The sequence below is a fragment of the Halolamina salina genome (assembly GCF_054653455.1).
In genome coordinates this window covers 245,078-266,149 of record NZ_BAAIGE010000002.1, presented here as the reverse complement: position 1 = coordinate 266,149, position 21,072 = coordinate 245,078, and the positions used below count along the sequence as shown (strand labels likewise).

General features: G+C 69.5%; 22 protein-coding genes. 8 read left to right on the top strand and 14 right to left on the bottom strand.

The window, feature by feature from the left end; all coding sequences use genetic code 11:
* Positions 1 to 1,350 carry a 7,8-didemethyl-8-hydroxy-5-deazariboflavin synthase subunit CofH gene (gene cofH, locus ACYQZ5_RS01800; protein WP_379732086.1) on the bottom strand — a complete coding sequence of 450 codons (1,350 nt, stop codon included), beginning with the start codon at positions 1,348 to 1,350 and terminating at the stop codon, positions 1 to 3.
* 159 nt (positions 1,351 to 1,509) lie between these two features.
* On the opposite strand from cofH, the gene ACYQZ5_RS01795 reads away from it, so the two are divergent.
* The gene (locus tag ACYQZ5_RS01795) at positions 1,510 to 2,550 is read left to right on the top strand and encodes a phosphoribosylaminoimidazolesuccinocarboxamide synthase (RefSeq protein ID WP_379732087.1); all 1,041 of its coding nucleotides are present in this window, start codon (positions 1,510 to 1,512) and stop codon (positions 2,548 to 2,550) included.
* Between the two features lie 86 nt (positions 2,551 to 2,636).
* Here ACYQZ5_RS01795 and ACYQZ5_RS01790 read toward each other — a convergent pair whose 3' ends face one another.
* Both ACYQZ5_RS01790 and ACYQZ5_RS01785 read right to left on the bottom strand, forming a co-directional pair.
* Positions 2,637 to 2,900, bottom strand: a complete 264-nt coding sequence (locus ACYQZ5_RS01790) for a DUF8015 family protein (RefSeq protein ID WP_379732088.1) — start codon at positions 2,898 to 2,900, stop codon at positions 2,637 to 2,639.
* 56 nt (positions 2,901 to 2,956) lie between these two features.
* Positions 2,957 to 4,192 carry an MFS transporter gene (locus ACYQZ5_RS01785; protein ID WP_459844928.1) on the bottom strand — a complete coding sequence of 412 codons (1,236 nt, stop codon included), beginning with the start codon at positions 4,190 to 4,192 and terminating at the stop codon, positions 2,957 to 2,959.
* Between the two features lie 156 nt (positions 4,193 to 4,348).
* On the opposite strand from ACYQZ5_RS01785, the gene purS reads away from it, so the two are divergent.
* The 3 genes from purS to ACYQZ5_RS01770 all read left to right on the top strand — a co-directional run bounded on the left by purS (position 4,349) and on the right by ACYQZ5_RS01770 (position 6,297).
* The gene (gene purS / locus ACYQZ5_RS01780) at positions 4,349 to 4,606 is read left to right on the top strand and encodes a phosphoribosylformylglycinamidine synthase subunit PurS (RefSeq protein ID WP_379733183.1); all 258 of its coding nucleotides are present in this window, start codon (positions 4,349 to 4,351) and stop codon (positions 4,604 to 4,606) included.
* Positions 4,603 to 5,280 (top strand): phosphoribosylformylglycinamidine synthase I, encoded by a 678-nt coding sequence (gene purQ / locus ACYQZ5_RS01775; RefSeq protein WP_459844924.1) that lies wholly within the window; start codon positions 4,603 to 4,605, stop codon positions 5,278 to 5,280. Before purS ends, purQ begins: the two co-directional genes overlap by 4 nt.
* Before the next feature lie 114 nt (positions 5,281 to 5,394).
* The gene (locus ACYQZ5_RS01770; RefSeq protein WP_379817905.1) at positions 5,395 to 6,297 is read left to right on the top strand and encodes an ABC transporter substrate-binding protein; all 903 of its coding nucleotides are present in this window, start codon (positions 5,395 to 5,397) and stop codon (positions 6,295 to 6,297) included.
* 478 nt (positions 6,298 to 6,775) lie between these two features.
* On the opposite strand, the gene ACYQZ5_RS01765 is transcribed toward ACYQZ5_RS01770, so the two are convergent.
* Positions 6,776 to 7,855 carry an archaeosine biosynthesis radical SAM protein RaSEA gene (locus ACYQZ5_RS01765; RefSeq protein ID WP_379731258.1) on the bottom strand — a complete coding sequence of 360 codons (1,080 nt, stop codon included), beginning with the start codon at positions 7,853 to 7,855 and terminating at the stop codon, positions 6,776 to 6,778.
* Positions 7,856 to 7,904: 49 nt separating this feature from the next.
* Positions 7,905 to 8,270: a VanZ family protein gene (locus ACYQZ5_RS01760; protein ID WP_379731259.1), complete on the bottom strand. Its 366-nt coding sequence runs from the start codon at positions 8,268 to 8,270 to the stop codon at positions 7,905 to 7,907.
* Positions 8,271 to 8,359: 89 nt separating this feature from the next.
* Between ACYQZ5_RS01760 and ACYQZ5_RS01755 the strand changes: the two genes are divergently transcribed.
* Together ACYQZ5_RS01755 and ACYQZ5_RS01750 are read left to right on the top strand one after the other, a co-directional pair.
* The gene (locus tag ACYQZ5_RS01755; protein ID WP_379731260.1) at positions 8,360 to 8,710 is read left to right on the top strand and encodes a DUF8066 domain-containing protein; all 351 of its coding nucleotides are present in this window, start codon (positions 8,360 to 8,362) and stop codon (positions 8,708 to 8,710) included.
* Positions 8,711 to 8,759: 49 nt separating this feature from the next.
* Complete coding sequence (locus ACYQZ5_RS01750; protein WP_379731261.1) at positions 8,760 to 10,580, top strand: S9 family peptidase; 1,821 nt, start codon at positions 8,760 to 8,762, stop codon at positions 10,578 to 10,580.
* Positions 10,581 to 10,808: 228 nt separating this feature from the next.
* Here ACYQZ5_RS01750 and ACYQZ5_RS01745 read toward each other — a convergent pair whose 3' ends face one another.
* The 5 genes from ACYQZ5_RS01745 to ACYQZ5_RS01725 form a co-directional block, all read right to left on the bottom strand.
* The gene (locus ACYQZ5_RS01745) at positions 10,809 to 11,240 is read right to left on the bottom strand and encodes a DUF8048 family protein (protein WP_379731262.1); all 432 of its coding nucleotides are present in this window, start codon (positions 11,238 to 11,240) and stop codon (positions 10,809 to 10,811) included.
* 108 nt (positions 11,241 to 11,348) lie between these two features.
* The gene (locus ACYQZ5_RS01740; protein ID WP_379731263.1) at positions 11,349 to 12,149 is read right to left on the bottom strand and encodes an aldo/keto reductase; all 801 of its coding nucleotides are present in this window, start codon (positions 12,147 to 12,149) and stop codon (positions 11,349 to 11,351) included.
* 53 nt (positions 12,150 to 12,202) lie between these two features.
* Positions 12,203 to 12,979 carry a PHP domain-containing protein gene (locus ACYQZ5_RS01735; RefSeq protein WP_379731264.1) on the bottom strand — a complete coding sequence of 259 codons (777 nt, stop codon included), beginning with the start codon at positions 12,977 to 12,979 and terminating at the stop codon, positions 12,203 to 12,205.
* Positions 12,979 to 13,287, bottom strand: coding sequence for a cupin domain-containing protein (locus ACYQZ5_RS01730; protein WP_379731265.1), 309 nt, complete (start codon positions 13,285 to 13,287; stop codon positions 12,979 to 12,981). Before ACYQZ5_RS01730 ends, ACYQZ5_RS01735 begins: the two co-directional genes overlap by 1 nt.
* Positions 13,288 to 13,411: 124 nt before the next feature.
* The gene (locus ACYQZ5_RS01725) at positions 13,412 to 13,888 is read right to left on the bottom strand and encodes an Lrp/AsnC family transcriptional regulator (protein ID WP_379731266.1); all 477 of its coding nucleotides are present in this window, start codon (positions 13,886 to 13,888) and stop codon (positions 13,412 to 13,414) included.
* A 209-nt stretch (positions 13,889 to 14,097) separates the two neighbouring features.
* Here ACYQZ5_RS01725 and ACYQZ5_RS01720 point away from each other — a divergent pair, with 209 nt between their 5' ends.
* Positions 14,098 to 14,520 (top strand): NAD-binding protein, encoded by a 423-nt coding sequence (locus tag ACYQZ5_RS01720; RefSeq protein WP_379817914.1) that lies wholly within the window; start codon positions 14,098 to 14,100, stop codon positions 14,518 to 14,520.
* Positions 14,517 to 16,679 (top strand): amino acid permease, encoded by a 2,163-nt coding sequence (locus tag ACYQZ5_RS01715; RefSeq protein ID WP_459844918.1) that lies wholly within the window; start codon positions 14,517 to 14,519, stop codon positions 16,677 to 16,679. The genes ACYQZ5_RS01720 and ACYQZ5_RS01715 overlap by 4 nt, the downstream gene beginning before the upstream one ends.
* A gap of 228 nt (positions 16,680 to 16,907) precedes the next feature.
* Here ACYQZ5_RS01715 and ACYQZ5_RS01710 read toward each other — a convergent pair whose 3' ends face one another.
* The 4 genes from ACYQZ5_RS01710 to pyrG all read right to left on the bottom strand — a co-directional run bounded on the left by ACYQZ5_RS01710 (position 16,908) and on the right by pyrG (position 21,010).
* A complete protein-coding gene (locus ACYQZ5_RS01710; RefSeq protein ID WP_379731190.1) occupies positions 16,908 to 17,894 on the bottom strand; it encodes a hypothetical protein in 987 nt (328 codons plus the stop codon).
* Positions 17,895 to 18,114: 220 nt separating this feature from the next.
* Positions 18,115 to 18,444: a DUF7126 family protein gene (locus tag ACYQZ5_RS01705; RefSeq protein WP_379731189.1), complete on the bottom strand. Its 330-nt coding sequence runs from the start codon at positions 18,442 to 18,444 to the stop codon at positions 18,115 to 18,117.
* Entirely contained in the window at positions 18,441 to 19,358 is a 918-nt protein-coding gene (gene guaA, locus ACYQZ5_RS01700) for a glutamine-hydrolyzing GMP synthase (RefSeq protein ID WP_379731188.1), read from the bottom strand. The genes ACYQZ5_RS01705 and guaA overlap by 4 nt, the downstream gene beginning before the upstream one ends.
* Positions 19,358 to 21,010, bottom strand: coding sequence for a CTP synthase (pyrG, locus tag ACYQZ5_RS01695; protein ID WP_379731187.1), 1,653 nt, complete (start codon positions 21,008 to 21,010; stop codon positions 19,358 to 19,360). The genes guaA and pyrG overlap by 1 nt, the downstream gene beginning before the upstream one ends.
* Between the last annotated feature and the right edge of the window lie 62 nt (positions 21,011 to 21,072).

The window sequence follows — 21,072 nt, the reverse complement described above, 5'->3', positions numbered from 1 at the left end:
TCAGTCCAGCAGCGGCGTCCCGTCGGCTTTCGGTCCCAGTTTCGGGCCGTACGGGCCACCGTCCATCTCGACGCGTCGCGTTTCTTCGTAGTCGGTCGAGCGTTCGGCGAGCGGGCGACCGATCGCGCCCACCATCTCGACGTAGTCGGCGACGCTGCGGAACTCGCCGTACTCGCCGCCGGCGCGTTTGGTGATCTCCTCGGAGAGGATGGTGCCCATGAAGTCGTCGGCACCGCAGTTCAGGAGTTTGAGGCCGTGTTCGTCGCCGGACTTGACCCACGAGGACTGGATGTGCTCGACGTTGTCGAGGAAGAGGCGCGCGACCGCGACGAGCAGTTCGTCCTCGTCGCGGCTGGCGCCGCCGTCGACGACGCCCGCCTCGTACAGCGGGGTGTTCTGGTGGATGAAGGAGAGCGGGACGAACTCCGTGATCGCGCCCGTGCGGTCCTGCAGGTCGCGAATCACCTTGAGGTGTTTCGCGCGGTGCATCTCGTTCTCGACGTGGCCGTACATCATCGTCGAGGTGACGGGCAGGCCCGCCGCGGCGGCGCCCTCCATCGCGTCGACCCACTCGCCGGTGTCCATCTTCCCCGGGCAGATCACTTCCCGAACCTCGTCGACCAGAATCTCCGCCGCGGTGCCGGGAGCGGAATCCAGCCCCGCCTCGCGGAGTCGGCCGTAGATCGACTCGTAGGAGCGCTCGGTCCCGCGGCGGGCGTGGTACGCCTCCTCCGGCGTCATCGAGTGGAGGTGGACGCCGCCGACCGACATCGCCTCCATCTGCTCGACGTACGTCCCGGGATCGGTCTCGTAGCGCTCTGGCGGCTTGTAGTTCACCGTCCGCGCCGGATCGTCGTAGTTCTCGAGAATCTCGCGGTGGTCCTGATCGAGCGCGAACGCGGGGTGGAGGCCGGAGACGGAGGTGACCTCGTAGATGCCGCGTTCGAGGCCGTCCCGCACCGCCTCGCGGCTCTCGGCCGGCGTCTTGGTGAACCCCGAGTGCTCGACGTCGGCGTCGACCTCGAACGCGTCGTCGGGGTTCTTGAAGTTACAGAACAGGCAGCCGGTGTTGCAGGCGGTCGTGACGTTGTTGTTGAGGTTCGCGACGAACGTCACGGTGTCGCCGACCTCCTCGGCGCGCCGGCGGTCCGCGAGTTCGAGCACGCGCTCCTTGCGCGCGGGGTCGATGCCCGACGACTCGGTGCCCGTCGTCAGCAGTTCGACGGCGTCGTCGACGCTCAGTCGCTTCCCGTCGGCGGCTTTCGCGAGCGCGTTCTCGAACGACTGGTCGCTCTCGGGGACGTGCTCGAACTCCAAGGCCCCGTCGTCGAGGTCCGCCGCCGTGGTCATACAGGGTTGGAACGGCCGAGCGTGAAAAACCGCGCGGTGCGGGCGACCCCGGCCGGGTCGTCGCCAGTCGAACCACGACCGTGCATACCTCCACGCGAAACAGTGGGGTCCTGCCCACCGATGTGAAGATTGAAGGTCGCTCCCGCCTCCCCTCAGCGTGTGACCAGCGTCAAGGAGTTCCGCGTCGACCGGGAGCCGACCGACGACGAACTCGGCCGGGGGCGGTTCGTGTTCACCGACGACTACTCCGTGTTCGACTGGGGACCGATGCCCGACACGATCCCCGAGAAGGGGCGGAGCCTCTGTACGATGGGCGCGGACAACTTCGAGCGCCTCGCCGACGCGGGCGTGCCGACCCACTACCGCGGCGTGGTCGACCCCGCGGACGCCGGCGTCGACGCGCCGCCGACGGACGAGCTCGACGGCGTCTCCGGCCCGCCGCGGCAGATGGCGATCGACCTCACGGTCGTCCCGGAACTCCCCCACGGCGCCGACGGCTACGACTACGACGCCTTCCACGCGAGCGCCGGGAGCCACTACCTCGTCCCCCTCGAAATCGTCTTCCGGAACGAGGTGCCCGTCGGCTCCAGCCTCCGGACCCGGAAGCAGCCCGAGGACGTTGGACTCGACCGCCACCGCTGGCCCGACAAGGCCGTCTCGCTGCCCGAGCCGATCGTGGAGTTCTCCACGAAGTTCGAGGAGCAGGACCGCTACCTCGACGAAAGCGAGGCCGACACGATCGCCGGGCGCGCCGACCTCGACGACCTGCGGGAGACCGCGCTGGCGGTGAACGAGGTGATCACCGAGCGCGCCGAAGAGCGGGGGTTCGTCCACGAGGACGGGAAGATCGAGTGTCTCTGGGTCGACGGCGAGATCCGCGTCGCCGACGTGGCGGGGACGTTCGACGAGAACCGCTTCGCCTACGACGGGCAGGAACTGTCGAAGGAGGTGCTCCGGCAGTTCTACAAGTCCTACGACCCCGACTGGGTCGCCGCGGTGAAGGACGCCAAAGCCGTCGCCGCCGCGGAGGGCGTCGCCGACTGGAAGTCCTTCTGCGAGGAGTCGCCCGACGAACTACCCGCCGACGTGCGTGAGGTCGCCGGCGAGATGTATGCCGCGGGGACGAACGCCTACACGGGCCGAGAGTGGTTCGAGGCCCCCGGGATCGACGAGGCAGTCGACGCGGTCCGGGAGCTGTAACGCCGTCGACACCACGGACGGCGCCGTGTTCGTCGTGAGAATCCGGGACAGCGACAGCGGAGTGTATCGAGTCGGCTGACTCGGTGTCAGAGCAGGTCCGGGAGCAACAGGATCGCGAGCAGCAGGTGCCAGCCGACCATCGCCATCGTCTGCCGCGACGACGACGGCGGCCGGGGTGGGTTCCGCAGCGTCGCGTCGTAGACGAACACCGTCGCGAGGAGGGCGCCGGCGAGCAGACCGAGTCGGAACTCGACGGCGGTGGCTGCGCCCACCGCCGATCCGCCGGCGAGGCTGGCCGCGATGGCGATCAAGATCTTGTCGTAGTAGCCGAGGGACCGGCGCCGTGCCACGGTCGACGGTAGCTGCTTGAGCCTGAAAAGCGTTCCAGCGGTTCCTGCGGCCGCGGTCACTCCGCGACGGCCGCCGCCAGCCACACCGTCACGAGGGTGCCCGCGAGGGCGACGATACCGATCGCGCCGAACGCCGCGCTCGGACCGGTCACGTCCACGATGTAGCCGAACGCCGGCGGCGCGATCGCGCTGCCGAGCATCACGCCGACGCTGACTACCGCGAAGTTCGTCCCGACGGTGTCGTCGGCCGAGAGCGCGTCGGTCAGCCCGTCCCGTGCCGGGCCGGCGAGGCTGCGGGCGGCGCCGACGCCGAGCAGAGCACCGACGGCCACTGTTGCCGTGACGAGGCCGGACGCCAACAGCGCCACGAACCCCGTGACCGCGGCGAAACTCCCCACCATCACGGGGCCGGGAGCGATCCGGTCGGTCAGGTCGCCGCCGAGGACGATCGCGACCGCGCCGACGACGAACATCCCCGTGAGCGCGAGGTTCGCCGTCTCCGAGGGGACGTCGTACGCCCTGTCGAGGAACACGACGGCGTAGGTGTTCACGCCCCACGACGCCGTCGAAGTGAGCAGCGCGAGCAGCGTGAGCCCCAGAATACCGGGCGAGTTCGCCAGCGCGCGCAGGGCCGCGACGGCCCGGGTCGAGAGCGACTCCTTCTCCCCCGTCGTCCCGGCATCGACGTTCGGCCCCGTCACGTCGTCGCCGACGACGGACCGGAGGACGACGGTGGCGACGACCGCGTAGAGGAGGCCGACGGCGCCGATAGCGCCGACGGCGTGGCGCCACGTCAGGCCGGCGTCAGTGAACAGCGTGAACGTGACCGGCGGCGTGGCGAAGCCGAGCGCCCCGCCGACGCCGTACACCGAGAACGCCCGGCCGCGGAGCCCGTCCGGGGTGGCGTCCGAGAGCAGCGGGTAGTGGGCGGGGTGGTGGCCGCCGACGCCGACCCCGACGAGCACCTGCCCGAGGACGAGCATCGGGAAGTTCGGCGCGAGCGCGACTGCGAGCACCCCGAGCGCGCCCGCGACGGAGGAGAGCGCGAACGCGATGGTCCGGTCCCGCGCGTCGGCGAGCCAGCCGAAGGGTAGCTGGAACACGGTGTTGGCAGCCCCCTGTACCCCGATAGCGATGCCGAGCATCGCCAGCGACACCTCGAACTCCGTCGAGAGCGTGCCGAGTATCGGCGGGAAGAGCACGAGATACGCGTGGTTGACGTACTGCGAGCCGCTGACGAGGCCAACCACCGTCGCCGCCTCCCTCGACGCGTCCCGGACTCGGGTCGCCATCAGGTCGTCTCACGGTCCCCTCGACTCCAACCCTACGGCTGCCGGCAATCGAGGGGGGTTTCTCCGAGCCCGGGCCGGCGCAGGGGAGTATCCACGAGCGTGTATATACGTCGACGACCACAACCCCTTTTACGCACGGACGAACATACCCACGCGATGACCGCCTACACCGCGACGGTGACGGTGCGGCTGAAGCGCGGCGTGCTCGACCCGGAGGCCGAGACGACCCAGAAGACCCTCGAACGGCTGGGGTTCGAGCTCTCGGATCTGCGCTCGGCCGACCAGTTCGAGGTGGATCTGGACGCCGACGACGCCGACAGCGCCGCCGAGCGCGCCGACGAGATGGCGCGGCGGCTGCTCGCGAACCCCACGCTCCACGACTACGACGTGGTCGTGGAGGAGCAGAGCGCATGACGATTGCTGTGGTGCAGTTCGGCGGCTCGAACTGCGACCGCGACGCCGTGCGCGCGCTCGACCGGATCGGCGTCGACGCCGAGCGCGTCTGGCACGAGGACGGCCTGCCCGCGGATACGGAAGGCGTCGTCCTCCCCGGCGGCTTCTCCTACGGCGACTACCTCCGGGCAGGCGCGATGGCCGCCCACTCGCCGATCATGGACGAGGTGCGGGCGGCCGCCGAGGACGGGACGCCCGTGCTCGGCGTCTGCAACGGCGCCCAGATCGGCAGCGAGAGCCGGCTCACGCCGGGGGCGTTCACCACGAACGCCAGCGCGCGGTTCCAGTGTGAGGACGTCTACCTGCGCGTGGAGAACGCCGACACGCCGTGGACCGCGGCGTACGACGAGGGCGCGGTGCTCTCGCTGCCGATCGCCCACGGCGAGGGGCGGTTCGAGATCGAGGCCGAGCGGTACGACGAACTGGTCAACGAGGATCGCGTGCTGTTCCGCTACTGCGACGCCGACGGGAACGTGACCGACGCCGCGAACCCCAACGGCTCGACGGGGAACGTCGCGGGCGTGCTGGGCGAGCGCGAGACCGTCGCCGTGTTGATGCCCCACCCCGAGCGGGCCGCGCTGGCGGAACTCGGCGGCAGTACGGACGGGCAGGGCGTGCTGGAAGGGTTCGCGTAGCGACTCCTTCGCTTCTCCGTCGTTCGATCACGTGTCGGTATCGCCCGCCCGACAGCAGAATATTCTTCAGTGATACCACCAACTTATATCACCGTGGCGTCACAGGGCCGAGGTATGGAGACGATCGAACTCGGACTGGAGTGGTTTCTGAACCCCGACCACGTCCCGTTTTTCGTCGCCGACGAGCGGGGCTACTACGAGGAGGAGGGGCTGGAACTGGCGTTCTGGGAGCCAGAGGAGCATTACGACACGCTGGAGATGCTGGCCGACGGCGAACTCGACTACGCGATCACCGAGCCGATCCACCTCGTCCCGGACCGCTCGGCGGGCGTCCCGGTACAGGGGATCGCCACGTTCCTCGAGACCCGCGGCGGGATCCAGTATCCCGAGAGCCGCGGCTGGGAGTCGCCGGCCGACATGGAGCCGGGGGTCCGGCTGAACTACCCCGGCGCGCCGGGCGAGGGCGGGCGGAAGATGGTCGCCTACATGGCTCAGCAGGCCGGGAGCGACCTGACGGCGGCCGACATCGAGCCCGTCGATCGGGGGTTCTACCACACCGACGCGCTGATCGACGGCGACGCCGACGCGGCGTTTCTCGCCTTCCACAACTTCGAGATCGTCGAGAGCCGCCACCGCGGGTTCGATACCGGGCTCTGGGAGTTGGCGGATTACGGCGTCCCGGACTTCAACCGCCTCGTGCTCACCGCCTCGGACACGAAAATCGAAGACGAGCCCGAGCAGGTGCGGCGGTTCGTCCGCGCGACCCGGCGGGGCGTCGCCGACACCGTGGAGGAGGGCCGGGAGGCGGCCGAGATCCTGTTCGATCGGCACCCGGAGATCCGCGAGGAGCATCCGGAGCTGATGGACCGGATCACCGAGGCGACGCTCGACTGTTTCACGCCGGATCTGACGCAGGATCGGGAGATGTACGAGGGTCTGGTCGCGTTCTGTGAGGAGCTGGAGCTGACTGCGGGACCGGTCGGCGTGGACGACGTGATCGCCGAGGAGTTCGCGTAAGCGGGCTCTCGGTTGGTGACCGCTGGAACAGCCACCGCGGCAGCAACGTCATCTCGACGCTAGACCACTTGCGACCGCAGTGTGCCGGGCACGAGGCCCGGCACAGCGCCGAGTCCCCACCCCTCCCCCCGCGGCGGCCGACGATTGGCCGCCGCGAGGCGTCCACCGCGACCGCACCGCCGCGGCTGTCGGCGCGAAGCGCGAGCCCCTCCGTGGGCGAGTCAGCGCGAGGGACGACCGACTGAGCGAAGCGAAGGAGGGAGTCGGCTGGGGAGGAAGCGAGGCGGGAAAACTCGCCGGAGGCGAGGCAAACCGCCTCGAAGCGAGCGGGGAGCAGAGCGACCCGCGAGCGGTGAGGGCTGTGCGGGGCGGTGCGGTCACAAGTGGTCTACGATGGAGATGCTGTTGCTGTTCGCGGTCTCGAGAGTTGAAAACACGCAAAAAGCTATCCAGACCCAACCAAACCCGAAACCGACTACTACCGAGCCAGCGGCATGTTGTACGACGCCTCCTCCTCGAGCACCAGTTCCCATGTGAACTCACACTCACACTCCACCTGCTCGAACACCGAGGGGTCCTGCCGCAGGTCGAAGTCCTTGATCGCGCGCTGGACGCGGTCGTCGCACTCGCCGCAGTTGTGCGGGCCGCGGTCGCTCCCGTGACCCACCGGATCGGACACCACGATCGCGTCCACGTCCGTCGTCGTCCGCAGCACCTCCGCGACCGACCAGAGCCACGGCGGCCGGTAGCCCCCCTCGTAGAACAGTTCGTCGACCATCGTGTAGCGCTGGACGTTACAGGGGTTCATCGAGACGGTGTGACAGCCGTCGACGGCGCCACAGCGCCGGACGCTCGACTTCATGTCCTCCAGCGCCTCCTGCTCCGAGAGGAACGGCGGCTTCATCAGCAGGTACGCCTTCACGCCGGCGTCGCCGGCCCGCGCCTCCGCGCAGGCCTCCTCGAAGTCCGCGAAGTCGAAGTACTTGTTCACGCAGTCGTGACGCACGCGGTCGGTCGCGGTCTCCAACCCCACCGCCACGTCGGTCTCCAGCCCCTGCTCGGTGAACTCCCGGACCTTCTCGCGGTCGACGAAGTCCGGCAGCGACTCGACGACGATGCGGTCCCGGTCCGCGAACGTCTTGGCGATCGCCTGCCGGGTCTCGGCTGGCACCTCTCGTTCGTCGAGGAACGAGCCGGAGGTGTAGATCTTCACCAGCCCCGACTCGCCGTCGGCCTCCTCGGCCTCGTGGTCGAGACAGTACTGGATCTGGTCCATCAGCGCGTCGTGGCTCACGCTGCCGCCCTCCACGGACTCGGCGACGTAGCCACACATCGTACAGCCGCCGGCACGGGCCCAGCGACAGCCGCCGGTGTTGAGGATGATCGTCAGGCTCTGGTACACCCCGTCGGGGGTGTTGTCCTCGTCGATCCACACCCGGGTCGGCTCGCGGGGGTCGTAGCTCTGGTCGTTCTCCGCGCGGATGTCGCGCATCACCTGATTGTGCGCGTCCATCCCCCGCCCGCGCTCGTACACTTCGGGCGTCGGCTCGCTGCTCATGGCCGAACTGGGCCGGGCACGGGGAAAACGGCTTCGACAGGCCGGGACGCTACGACCGCGCGTCGTCGACCCACGCGGGCGACGCGAACAGCCGCCACGCCGCGACGCCCGCCACCGCGCCGACCGCATCGGCGACCAGATCGAGTCCGGACACCGTCCGCCCCGGAACGAACCCCTGCAGGAGTTCGACGGCGCCGCCGAATACGGTCACGACGACGAGCACGGCGAGCATCGTCCGGAGCGTTCGCGAGCGAATCGCGAACAGGCTCGCCGCCGCGAGCGCCGCGTAGCCGAGGACGTGGAGGAGCTTGTCGACGCCGACTGGGCCGACGGTACCGCCGCCACCGCCGCCCGGCACGAACGAGGCGGCGAGGACGACGGCCACAACCGCGATCGGGAGCCAGCGACGGTCCATAGCCGTGGGTGGGGCGAGCCGCCCAAAGCCGTTGTGTCCCCCGGTCGTCGGCGGGTGGGTTTATCCGGGTCGCGACGGAACGGTCGGCCATGTCCGAGCCCTCCACCCTCTCGGAGAACAGTGGCCTGTTGATCACCGCCGGCGTCGTCGTGCTGGCCGTCCTGCTCCTCGCGGGGCTGTTTGGTTTCGGTGGCGCCGTCGGGGCTCTCGGGTTCCTCCTGTACACCGTCGTCTGGCTGGCGGTCGCGGCGTTCGTGCTGTGGCTGTTCTACCGCCTCGTCGTCGCCGTCGAGCGCATCGCCCACGCACAGCAGCGAATCGCTGCGGCGGAGAACCCCCCGAGCGGCTCGCAGGTCGCCGCGGGGAACGACGCTAATGGGAACGCTGCCGACGGGGCAGATGCCGACGAACCCGACGCCGACGGGAACGACGACGCGTAGTTTCACCGGGTTCACAGGAGCTTTCAGGGAGCCGCCGCACTCGTGGACGATGAGCGGCAAGAAACGGTTCACCCCCGAAGAGCTGGCCCGCCTCCCCGAGTTCCACCACCCCCGCGTGGGGCCGGACGGCGAACGCATCGCGTTCTACTACGACGGCACCGGCCGGAACGAGCTGTACGTCCAGCACGTCGAGACCGGCGAGCGCCGACAGATCAGCGACGGCGAGGTCCCCCGCGCCGCGCGCTGGCCGATCGCGTGGGGTGCCGACGGCGAGGAGGTGCTGTTCCACCTCGACGACGACGGCGACGAACAGAACGACATCTGGGCGATCGACCTCGACGGCGACGCCGAGCCGGTGATCGAGACGCCCGGGCAGGCGTCGCTGCAGGACGTCGCCGACGACGGCCGCCTGCTCTACGCCAGCGACGAGGGCGAGCAGATGAACCTCTACCTGTTCGACCCCGCGGCCGGCGAGTCCGAACAGCTGACCGAGAACGACGAGCCGGTCCGTGGCGGGAGCTTCGCGCCCGACGACGACCGGATCGCCTACACGACCAACGAGACAGAGGCGATGGAGAACCGCGACGCGTACGTGATGGACCTCGAGACCGGCGAGAGCCGCCGGCTCGACATTGGCGAGACGGGCTCGCAGACCGCCGCGGTCGACTGGCACCCCGACGGCGAGCGCCTGCTCGTCCGCGACGACACGGAGGACTTCACCAACGCCGGCGTGTACGACTTGGAAAGCGACGAAGTTCGGTGGCTCAGCGGCGGCGACGCCGAGGAGTCGCCGCAGGCGTTCGGTCCCGACGGCGACCACGCGTACGCCCTGCGAAGCGAGAACGCCGGCCGCGCGCCGATCGTCTACGACCTCGAGAGCGGCGAGTCCGAGACGCTCGACCTCGCGGAGGGCGTCGCCTCGCTGGCGGGCGGGGAGCACTTCCTCGCCGACGGCCGCCCCGTCTTCACCCAGACCACGCCCGACACGCGCTCGTCGCTGCTGGCGTACGACGACGGCGCGACCGAGACGCTGATCGAACCCGACTACGGCGACATCGATCCCGACGCGTTCGTCGACGCCGAGTACGTCACCTACGAGTCCGCAGACGGACTGGAGATCGGCGCGCTGCTGTACGACGCGCGGGATCGCCCCGATGGGAGTGAAGATGAACAGACCCCCGGCGTCGTGAAGGTCCACGGCGGCCCGCACGGCCAGTCGATGCAGTCGTTCGACCTCTACGCCCAGTTCCTCGTGAGCGAGGGCTACTCGGTGCTGCTCCCGAACTACCGCGGCTCGGTCGGCCGCGGCCGGGAGTTCCAGCAGGCGATCCTCGGCGACTGGGGCGGCGCCGAACAGGAGGACATCGCCGCCGGCGGCCGCTGGCTGGGCGACCGCGAGTTCGTCGACGAGGACCGGCTCGCGGTGTTCGGCGGCTCCTACGGCGGCTACTCGGCGTACTGCCAGCTCACGATGCACCCCGAAATCTGGAAGACCGGGGTGGCGTGGATCGGCATCACCGACCTCGAACTGCTGTACGAGGAGTCGATGCCGCACTTCAAGGCGACGCTGGAACAGCAACTCGGCGACCCCGAGGAGAACGCCGACCTCTGGCGGGAGCGCTCGCCGATTACCCACGTCGGAAACATGGAGGCGCCGGTGTTCGTCGTCCACGGCGTCAACGACCCGCGCTGCCCGGTCTCACAGGCGCGCGTGTTCCGCGACGCGCTGCTCGACCGCGGCTGGGAGGAGGGTCCCGACGGCGACTTCGAGTACGAGGAACTCGAGGAGGAGGGCCACGGAAGCTCCGACGCCGAGCAGAAAGTGCGGGCGTTCGGGCTGATCGGGGAGTTCCTCGAGCGGCGGTTGTAGCCAGTCACGGCGCGTGACCTGCCGCGAGCTTCGGCTCGCGGCCACGGAGCTTGACGCCGTGACTGTGTGTGCCCTTCCACAGCGCGTGACCGAGAGCGACCCCCGTGTCGCTCTCCCGGAACTCGATGCCGTGACTGTGTGTAACCACCCACGGCGCGTGACCTGCCGCGAGCTCCGGCTCGCGGCCACAGAACTCGATGCCGTAGGGGTGTATCGCCGACGACGACGCTACTCCCGCCCGACGACCACCGCGGTCCGGATGTCCAGCGCGGCGTCGAACTCGCTCCCGCGGCGCGTCTCGGCGCCGATCCGGAGGAGCTGTCGCTCGTGTGCCTGCCGGACCGTCAATTCCTCCTGTGGCGTCAGCGAGAGCGCCGACGCCACCCCCTCCCAGTAGTCCGGCGGGACGAAAAACAGCTCGCGGCGGTCGTCGCTGTACGGCGACTCGAACTGCCGGCGGAGCGACGCCCGGCTGTCCGTCAGGTGTGCCTCGACCCGACCCAGCAGCTCCGGGAGCGTCCGCGGGTCGACGCCCTCGCCCCCTGCCACCTGCTGGAGCACCGCGGCGTCGAACGGCACCTCGTCCGCGTCGGGGACGGGCGTCGGGTCGGGGGGGTCCGGCCCGTCGTCGCGCCGGCCGGGGAACTCCGAGCGCCTCATTGTCGCCCCGCTGATCGACGCGGTCGGTCGGCGACGGGGGGTCGAGCGAGCGTCGAGAGGGACATACTCCCCACTTGTGCGTTCTCGGGCATAAGGAGCGCGACGGCGCTACTGGTTCCAGGGCGCCGCGTCGAAGTCGACGATGCGGTGGCGCTCGTCGATTCCGTCGATGGCGGCCACGTCCTCGTCGTCGAGATCCAGCTCCCGGGCTTCCCAGTTCTCCCGGATGTGGCTCTCGCCGGTCGCCTTCGGGATGGCGGCGACGTTCTCCTTCTCGAGCAGCCACGCGAGGCTCACCTGCGCGGGCGTGGCGTCGTGCTTCTCGGCGATCTCCCGGATCGGCTCGACGTCCGCGACCTGATTCCGCGCGATCGGGCAGTACGCCACCAGCGCGTAGTCGTGGTCGACCGCGTGGGCCCGGAGGTCGTCCTGCGGGAGCATCGGGTGGCACTCGACCTGGTGGGCCGCGAGCCGTGGCTCCAGCCGATCCAGCGCGTCGTTGAGTTGGTCGACGCGGAAGTTCGACAGCCCCACGGCGTCGATCACGCCGTCCTCGTAGAGGTCGTTCAGCGCCTCGATCGTCCCCTCGGGGTCGTAGCTGTTGATCGGCCAGTGGACGTACAGCAGGTCGATCGTGTCGACGCCCAGCCGGTCGGCGCTCTCGCGGGCGGTCTCGACGGCGTCGTCGTACGCGAGGTTCTCCGTCGAGAGCTTCGTCGCGACGAAGACGTCCTCGCTGTCCACGTCGCTGGCGGCGATGCCGTCACCGACCGCGCTCTCGTTGCCGTAGCTCTGGGCGGTGTCGACGTGCCGGTAGCCGGCGTCGAGCGCGGTCCGAACGCTCTCGGCGCACTGCTCGGGGTCGTCGTTCTCGTAGGTGCCGAAGCCGAGTCGGGGGATCTCCTGCATGACCGGATCGGGGGGCCGGGGGCGTGTCAACCCTGCGGTGGCGGAACCCGAACTCAGAGCGACAGCGTCGCCGGTTCGACCCCGAGGTGGTCGAAGTGGGTCTCCAGCGCGTCGATCCGGCGGCCGATCTCCGCCGGCTGGTGGGAGTCGCTGCCGACGACGAACTCGATATCGCGGTCCAGCAGCGTGTCGAGCAGGTCGGGCGCGGGGTGGAACTCGCCGTAGTCGTCCAGTACGCGGCCGGCGTTGATCTCCGGCACCGTCGCCGAGTCCGCGAACGCGTCGGCGACCTGTGCGTAGTGGTCGGCCGTCGAGTAGCCCCGGAGTTCGGGCGTCCGTTCGACGAGGTCGGCGTGGGCGGCGATCTCGAACAGCTCCGACTCCGCCAGCGCGGCGAGGTTGTCGTAGTAGCCGTCGACGACCGCGCGGCGCTGCTCGTCGGTCAGGTCGGCGAAGTTCGCCGACCACTGCACGTCGTCGCCGTCGACGGAGTGGACGCTGCCGATCGCGTAGTCGAACGCCGCCTCGTCGAGGAATTCGGCGATCTCGGCCTCCCGGCCCGGGACGTAGTCCATCTCGACGGCGTCGTACACCGTGATGTCGGTCTCGGTGCGGATCCACTCGATCCCCTCGCGGCGTCGGTGGTACGTCTCGTCGAGCGCGAACCCGAGGCCGTCGAGGCGCCGCCGGGCGTCGCCCTCCGCGGTGACGTTGCAGTGGTCGGCGAAGCCGATCCCGTCGAGTCCGGCCGCTTCCGCGGCCCGGACCATCCCCGGGATGAAGTGGCCGTCCGAGTAGTTCGTGTGGGTGTGGTAGTCGAACCGGACCATCAGGGCAGGGGTGCGAGCGTGGCGGTGAAGACGGCGGTCCCGTCGGTGTCGTTGCGCGCGCCGTGGGCGACGCCGCGCTCGTGGGCGACGACGCCCGGCGCGTCGATCGCTTCCTCCTCGTCCGCCTGGATCACGGTCACGGTGCCGGCGAGGACGTGGAACACGTTCAGGCTCTCGGGGTGGTCGTGGGCGTCGAGTTCGGCGCCGGGGCCGAGGAAGAAGGCCTTGACGAGGGCGTCGTCGTCGACCACCAGTTCGCGGGTCTCGATCGTGCCCGGTTCCGGGGTCACGTCGGGGAGTCGGTCCATACACCCCACTCGGCGGGCGGGGAGAAAAATCCGGCTACGTCGGCGTGGACGGACACGACCACGGCATCGGCTCCGTGGCCGGAACACGGTGGTTCCGGCAGGTCACTCACCGTGATCGGCTTCGCTACTCGTCGGGACCGCCGTCGAGGAACCCGTGGTACGGGCAGACGTACTCGTCGCGGATGATCTGCTCGTCGACGATCTCCAGCCCCAGCGCGTCGAGCTCCTCGCTGATCCGGTTGAGGTCGTCGTGGTCGCGGCCGATCGTGTTGACGTAGACGTTGCGCTCGCCGGTCATGATCTCCCGGACCGCGGTGACACCCTCGATCTCCCGGGCCGCGTTCGCCATCTCGTCGCGGTCCGGGATGGGGGCGGTGCAGATGATCTTCGTGTACAGCGGGTAGCCCGCGAGGTCGTAGTCGATGTCGAGGTGGTAGCCGCGGATGATGCCGGACTCCTCGAGCTTGTTGATCCGGGTGCGAACGGTGCTCGCCGACAGGTCCAGCTTCTCGGCGATCTCGCTGGAGGAGGTGCCCCGGGCGTCCTGCTGGAGGTAGTAGAGGATGTGACGGTCCACATCGTCCAGCTCTCCGTCTTTCATCGCTACCGACGCGACGCCCGGTAGCGCCTTAGAACCCCCGATCCAGCCGGGGGAGCGGTCGGTCGCACCCGCCACCCAACGGACTTGGCGACGTTTCCGCAATAATCGGCCACTATTTTGACGGACCGTCATCGAAAACCGCTAATTTATACACTTCCGACCGTTACTGTCGAGTAAGCACCCGTGGACAGCGGGTGGCACGCACCACTATGAGTGACATCTCTACCGACACGGACGCACCGACGGGGCGGTCGACCGACGCCGAACTGTTCGTACTGGGCGACGGCGCGGTCGGCGCCGCAGTCAGCCGAGAGCTACAGGCGGCGGGCCACGCCGTCGTGCTCGTCGACGACACGGTCGATCCGCCCGGGATCCCGACCGTCGAGGCCTCCCCGACCGACTCGGCGGCGCTGCGCGAGGCCGGCATCCCGGCGGCGTCGACGGTCGTCGTGGCGACCCGGTCCGACCGGCGGAACCTCCTGCTCGCCCAGTCGATCCGGGTCCGCTTCGACACGCCCCGGGTGATCGTCCTGGTCAACAGCCCCGACCGCGTCGACCCGTTCGCCGACGCCGGTCACGAGGTCGTCTGCGCGACAAGCGCCGTCTCTACGGCCGTCTCCGAGCACGTATGAAGGAACTCGAACGCGACCTCGGACTCCCGTCGGTGCTTGCGATCAGCATCGGCGCCATGATCGGCAGCGGCATCTTCATCCTCCCCGCGCTGGCGCTGAAGATCGCCGGCCCCGCGGTGATCCTCGCGTACCTGCTCGCGGGCGTGCTCGTCGTGCCCGCGGCGCTGTCGAAGTCCGAGATGGCGACCGCGATGCCCGAGGCCGGCGGGACGTACATCTACATCGAGCGGGGGATGGGACCGCTGCTCGGCACCATCGCGGGCGTCGGCACGTGGTTCTCGCTCTCGTTCAAGGGCGCGCTGGCGCTTGTCGGCGGCGTTCCCTACCTGCTGATACTGTTCGATCTCCCGCTGAAGCCCGTCGCGCTCGGGCTGGCGGGCGTGTTGATCCTCGTGAACCTCGTGGGCGCCAAGCAGACCGGGCGCCTGCAGGTCGCCATCGTCGTCGTGATGCTGGCCGCGCTCGGGTGGTTCGCGGCCGGCAGCGTCCCCAGCGTCGAGTCCGCGAACTACGCGAACTTCTTCGCCGACGGGATCGGCGGCCTGCTGGCGGCGACGGGGCTGGTGTTCGTCTCCTACGCCGGCGTGACCAAGGTCGCGAGCGTCGCCGAGGAGGTCGAGGATCCCGGCCGGAACATCCCGCTGGGGATTCTCGGCTCACTGGCGTTCACGACCGTGCTGTACGTCGCCGTCGTCGCCGTGCTGGTCGGCGTGACCGACCCCGGGACGATCGCCGGCTCCGACACGCCGGTCGCCGACGCCGCGGCGGTCACGCTGGGCGGCGCCGGCGTGATCGCGGTGATCCTCGCGGCGATCCTCGCGCTGGTGTCGACGGCCAACGCGGGCATTCTCTCCTCCTCGCGCTACCCGTTCGCGATGAGCCGCGACCAGCTCGCGCCGCCGTCGCTGGCGTCGATCAGCGAGCGGCTGGGGACGCCCGTCAACTCCATCACGCTCACCGGCGCGGTGCTGCTGGCGCTGATCGCGTTCGTGCCGATCCTCGACATCGCCAAGCTCGCGAGCGCGTTCCAGATCATGGTGTTCGCGCTGATCAACCTCGCCGTGATCGCGTTCCGGGAGGGGACCGTCGAGTACGAGCCCGAGTTCACGTCGCCGCTGTACCCCTGGATGCAGATCTTCGGCACCGTCACCGGCGTCGGCCTGCTGACCCAGATGGGCCGCGTGCCGCTGGCGGGCGCGCTCGTCATCACGGTCGCGAGCGTGCTCTGGTACGCCGCCTACGTCCGGCCGCGGGTCGACCGCGAGGGGGCCGCGACGGGCGCGATCCGCCGGCAGGTCAGCGAGGAGGGACTCACCGAAATCGAGTCCGCCGACGCGACCCGCGAGGTGCTCGTCGCGCTCACGAAACGGATGGACCAGCGCCGGATACAGACGCTCGTCTCCCTCGGCGCCGATCAGGTCCGCGCCGACGACGGTCGGGTCGTCGTCGTGCGGTTCGAAGAAGTGCCCGATCAGGCGCCCCTGACGGCGGACGCCGCCGCCCAGTCCGAGGACGACCGCTCCTTCGAGCGGCGGATGGAGACGATCGGCGAACGGCTCGGCGTCGACGTCGAGGCCGACGAGATCGTCAGCCACGACACCAAACACGCCATCGTCAACGTCGCCGAGCGGCGGGGAGTCGACGCCATCGTCGCCGAGCACGAGCCGCTGCGCCTGCGCTCGCGGCTGATCGGCGACCCCATCGACTGGGTGGTCCGCCACGCGCCGTGTGACGTGCTGCTGGTCGACAGCTCCGCCCCACGGACGCCGGAGAAGGTGGTCGTTTCGGGCGAAAACGCGCCGTTCCCGTCGACGGCAGTGACCGTCGCGGAGGCGGTCGCCGAGGCCCACGACGGAGGTCTCTCGCTGTGGTACCCCGGCGACGGCAACGGCGACCGCGCGGCGTCGGTGGAGGCGTACCGCACCGACCTCGCGGGGATGCTCGACGTCCCCGTCGAGGCCGAGTCGATCCCGACCGACCAGCGCCCGCCGGCGGCGGACCTGCTCGTCCGCCGCGGCGCCGACCACCGCCTCCGCGGGGCGCTCGCCGACGGCGGGCGGCCGTTCACGCAGGCCGCCGGCACGACCGTCACGGTCTACCCGCGTGAGAGCCGCCGACCGTCGCTACACCGGCGGCTGATCGAGCGGTACCTGCTGTAGGCGGCCGCGCCGCTCGCGGTCGCGAGCTTCGGAGAAGGCGACACCGGTGGACGGCGTCGCACCGGACAACACGTGCACTCGACGACTGGGACGGCCATCCCGATGCCCCGCCTCTGACAGAGGGCACCCCCATCGTCCGCGCCGCCGGTCCACGCCGAGGCCGCCGCCTCCCTGCGGGAGGATGGGCGGCTGCGAAACCCACTGCGCCGCCGAACCGCAACTCAGCGGTTAGTTGTTGCCGTTCCCGTTACCGGGGTTGCCGTCCTCGTCCTCGTCGTCCTCCTCGTCGTCATCGTCCTCGTCGTCGGCCTCGCTCTCGGACTCCGACTCGTCGTCGCCCTCGTCGTCAGACTGGCCGGGCGCGTCGCCGGAGTTACCCGGCGCCTCGTCGTCGCTCTCGTCATCAGACTGGCCGGGCGCGTCGCCGGAGTTGCCCGGGGCCTCGTCGGAGTTACCCGGGGCGTCGTCGTTGCCGTTGTCGAGCTGCTCCTGAATCAGCTGGCCGAGGCTCTCCTCCTGATCGCCGTCGAGCCAGCCCTGGATGACGCCGAAGACGTTCTTCGCGCGGTCGGAGGCGTTCTCGTCGGGGCCGGCCTCGTCGTCGCTCTCCTCGACGAGCTCACCGTCCTCGATCGTGTACGAGAGTTCGAGCTCCTGCTCGCCGGCAGTGATCCCGATCTCGAGCTCCTCGCTGGCGTTCGTCTCGAACGTGAGCGTGCCGTCCGCGTCGGTCGTGCCCACGTCCTCGCCGTTGGCCGTGACCGAGGCGTTCTCGACGGCGCTGCCGTTCTGCGTGACCGTCAGGTCGACGGTGCCGTTGTCGTAGCTCACGTCGGCCGCGAGCTCGGACTCGTCGTCGTCCTCGTCGGACTCGCGAACGAGGTCGCCGTCCTCGATCACGTACTCGACCTCGTGCTCGATCCCGTCGCCTTCGAGCTCGATCTCGAGCTCCTCGGTGGCGTCCGTCTCGAACGTCAGGCTCCCGTTCGCGTCGGTCGCGCCGACGTCCTCGCCGTTGGCCGTGACCGAGACGTTCTCGACGGCGCTGCCGTTCTGGGTGACGCTGAGCGTCACCGTTCCGTTGTCGTAGGACGCCTCGACCGTCGTGTCGGACGCCGTATCACTGTTCTCCGCGCCTGTGGCCGTGACCGCCCCCGCACCCGCGGAGACGACCAGCGCTGCCACCAGCACCGTGAGCAGTTTCGTGGTGTTCATCGCATCCGTCCCGACGACCTACTCCCCCTTGAAGGGGTAACGCGCCAAACGCCGATTCCGGCGGTTTGAGTCCATCCTAAACCGAATTAAGTCGGGTTAACCGTCGGTTCCGAGACCGATCGGCTCAGCCGTCGCTGGCGGGCATGGATTCGCTTGGAACACGGTCGTGGGCGGCCGGGGCGCGCGGCCGCCGAAGGGGCGCGGAGCGCTACGAGAAGTGCTACGCGAGTTCGTCGACCAGCTCCTCCGCGACCGCCTCGGCCCCCAGCAGCGACGGGTCGACCACGAGATCGACGGTGCCGGCGACCGACTCCGGCAGCTCGCCGCTGCCGAAGCAGACCGTCCGCACGTCGGGGTTGATCTCCTTCGCGAGCGTGATCGAGATCCCCTCGGAGAGGTCGGTGAGCACGAACAGTTCGGCGTCCGCGATCCCCGCGTCCTCGAGCGCGTCGGCGAACACGGGGCTGTCGACCCGCGCGACGGTCACGCCCAGCGCTTCCAGTTCCTCGCTGATCCCCTCGGCGTCGGCGCCGGCGACGATCGCCTTCATTCGTACTCGATGGTCGCGGGCGGTTTGTGGGTCACGTCGTACACCACTCGCGAGACGTTGTCGTTCATCCCGGTGATCCGGCTCTGGATCCGCTGGAGCGTGTCCCAGTCGAGTTCCTGTGCCCGGGCGGTCATCCCGTCCCGGCTCTCGACGGAGCGGACGGCGACGACCCAACCGTGGACGCGGTTGTCGCCTTTCACGCCCGTCGCCTTCCCGAGCACGGCGCCAAAGGCCTGCCACGGGTCGTGCTCCTTCGTCTCCTCCTCGACGACGTGACAGGCGTCGCGGGCGACCTCCACCTTCTCCTTGGTGACTTCGCCGACGATGCGGACCGCCAGCCCCGGGCCGGGGAACGGCATCCGCTCGGAGATCACCGCCTCGAGGCCGAGTTCGCGGGCGACCTCCCGGACCTCGTCCTTGTAGAGGTCGCGAACCGGCTCGACGATCCCCTCGAAGTCGACGGCCTCGGGCAGCCCGCCGACGTTGTGGTGGGACTTGATGTTCCCCTCGCTCTCGATGCGGTCGGGGTAGATCGTCCCCTGCACGAGGTAGTCGGCGTCGGCCTCGCGGGCCTCGCGCTCGAACTCCCGGATGAACTGCTCGCCGATGACGTGGCGCTTCTCCTCGGGGTCGGTGACGCCCGCGAGTTCGGAGAGGAACCGCTCCTCGGCGTCGACGACCGTCAGCGAGTGCATGTAGGAGAACGTCTCGCGGATGCTCTCGGTCTCGCCTTTCCGCATCAGCCCCGTGTCGACGTAGACCGGCACCAGCCGGTCGCCGATGGCCTCGTACGCCAGCGCGGCCGCGACGGAGGAGTCGACGCCGCCCGACAGGGCGATGACGGCCTTCCCGTCGCCGACCTCCTCGCGGATCTCCTCGACCTTCTCGTCGATGAACGACTCGGGGTCGACCATCAGGCGCTCACCTCCGTTTCGGCGGTTTCGTCGCCCTGTTCGTCGAGGATCGCGTCGAGCAGGCCGACGAAGGGCGGGCTCGCGCGGTCGGGGCGGGAGCGGAACTCGGGGTGGAACTGTGTGCCGATGAAGTACGGGTGGTCGGCGCGTTCGACGATCTCCATACGGTTGTCGGCGTACCCCGAGAACGTTAGCCCGTCGGCTTCGAGCTGTGGGATGTACTCCGGATTCACCTCGTAGCGGTGACGGTGGCGTTCCGTACAGGAGGTGTCGCCGTACACCGCCGCGGCGAGGGTACCCTCGTCGATCTCTGTCTCGTGGGTTCCAAGCCGCATCGTCCCGCCCATCTCCTCGGTCTCGTACTGCTCGGGCAGCAGGTCGATCACGGGGTGGGGCGTGTCGGGTTCGATCTCGGTGCTGTCGGCGCCCTCGAGGCCGACGACGTTGCGTGCGTGCTCGATGACGGCCATCTGGAAGCCGAGACAGAGCCCGAGGAAGGGGACGTCGTTCTCGCGGGCGTAGCGCACCGCCTCGATCTTCCCCTCGCTGCCCCGGGAGCCGAAGCCGCCGGGGACGACGACGCCGTCGGCGTTCTCGAGGCGTTCGGCGTGGCAGTCGTCCATCTCGTCGGCGTCGACCCACTGCACGTCGACCTCGACGCCGCGCTGGATGCCGGCGTGTTTCAGCGCCTCGTGGACCGACATGTACGCGTCCTCCAGATCGTACTTCCCGACCAGCGCGACCTCGACGGTCTCCGTTCGGTCGCGGGTGACGAGGTCGCGCCATTCAGTGGACCGTTCCTCTTCGGGCAGCGCCTCGTCGGTCAGATCCAGCTCCTGCATCACGTACTCGTCGAGCCCCTCGCGCTCGACCATCAGCGGGACGTGGTAGACGTCCTCCACGTCGGGGTTGGAGAACACCGCGTCGGTGGGCACGTCACAGAACAGCGCGATCTTCTCCTTCGTCTTCGGGTCGAGTTCGTCCTCGCAGCGCCCGACCAGGACGTCGGGCTGAAGCCCGATCGACCGCAGCTCCTTCACGGAGTGCTGGGTGGGTTTGGTCTTCTGCTCGCCGTTCTTCGAGTAGGGGACCAGCGTGACGTGGGTGAAGAGGATGTCCTCCTCGTCCTCCTCGTGGGCGAACTGCCGCAGCGCCTCGAGGTACGGCATCCCCTCGATGTCGCCGACGGTGCCGCCGATCTCCACCAGACAGACGTCGCTGCCCTCCGCGGCCTCGCGGATGCGGCGCTTGATGTCGTCGGTGATGTGGGGGATGACCTGCACCGTCTCGCCGAGGTAGTCGCCGGCGCGCTCGCTCTCGATGACGTTCTGATAGACTTTCCCGGTGGTGACGTTGTGGTCGGAGGTCATGTCGACCCCGAGGAACCGCTCGTAGTTCCCGAGGTCCAGGTCCACCTCGCCGCCGTCCTTGAGGACGTACACCTCGCCGTGCTGGTAGGGGTTCATCGTCCCGGCGTCGACGTTGAGGTAGGGGTCGATCTTGACGGCGGTCACGTCGAAGCCGGCGTTCGAGAGGAGGCGCCCGGTGCTCGCGGCGGTGATGCCCTTGCCGAGGCCGGACATCACCCCGCCGGTGACGAACACGAACTTCCGTCCGAGGTCGGGGTCGTAGCGCTGCTGGTCCGTCGGCATACCGACCATCCCCGTCCCCCCGGCAAAACGATTTCGGAGGGACCCCGGGGTCGGTGGTGACT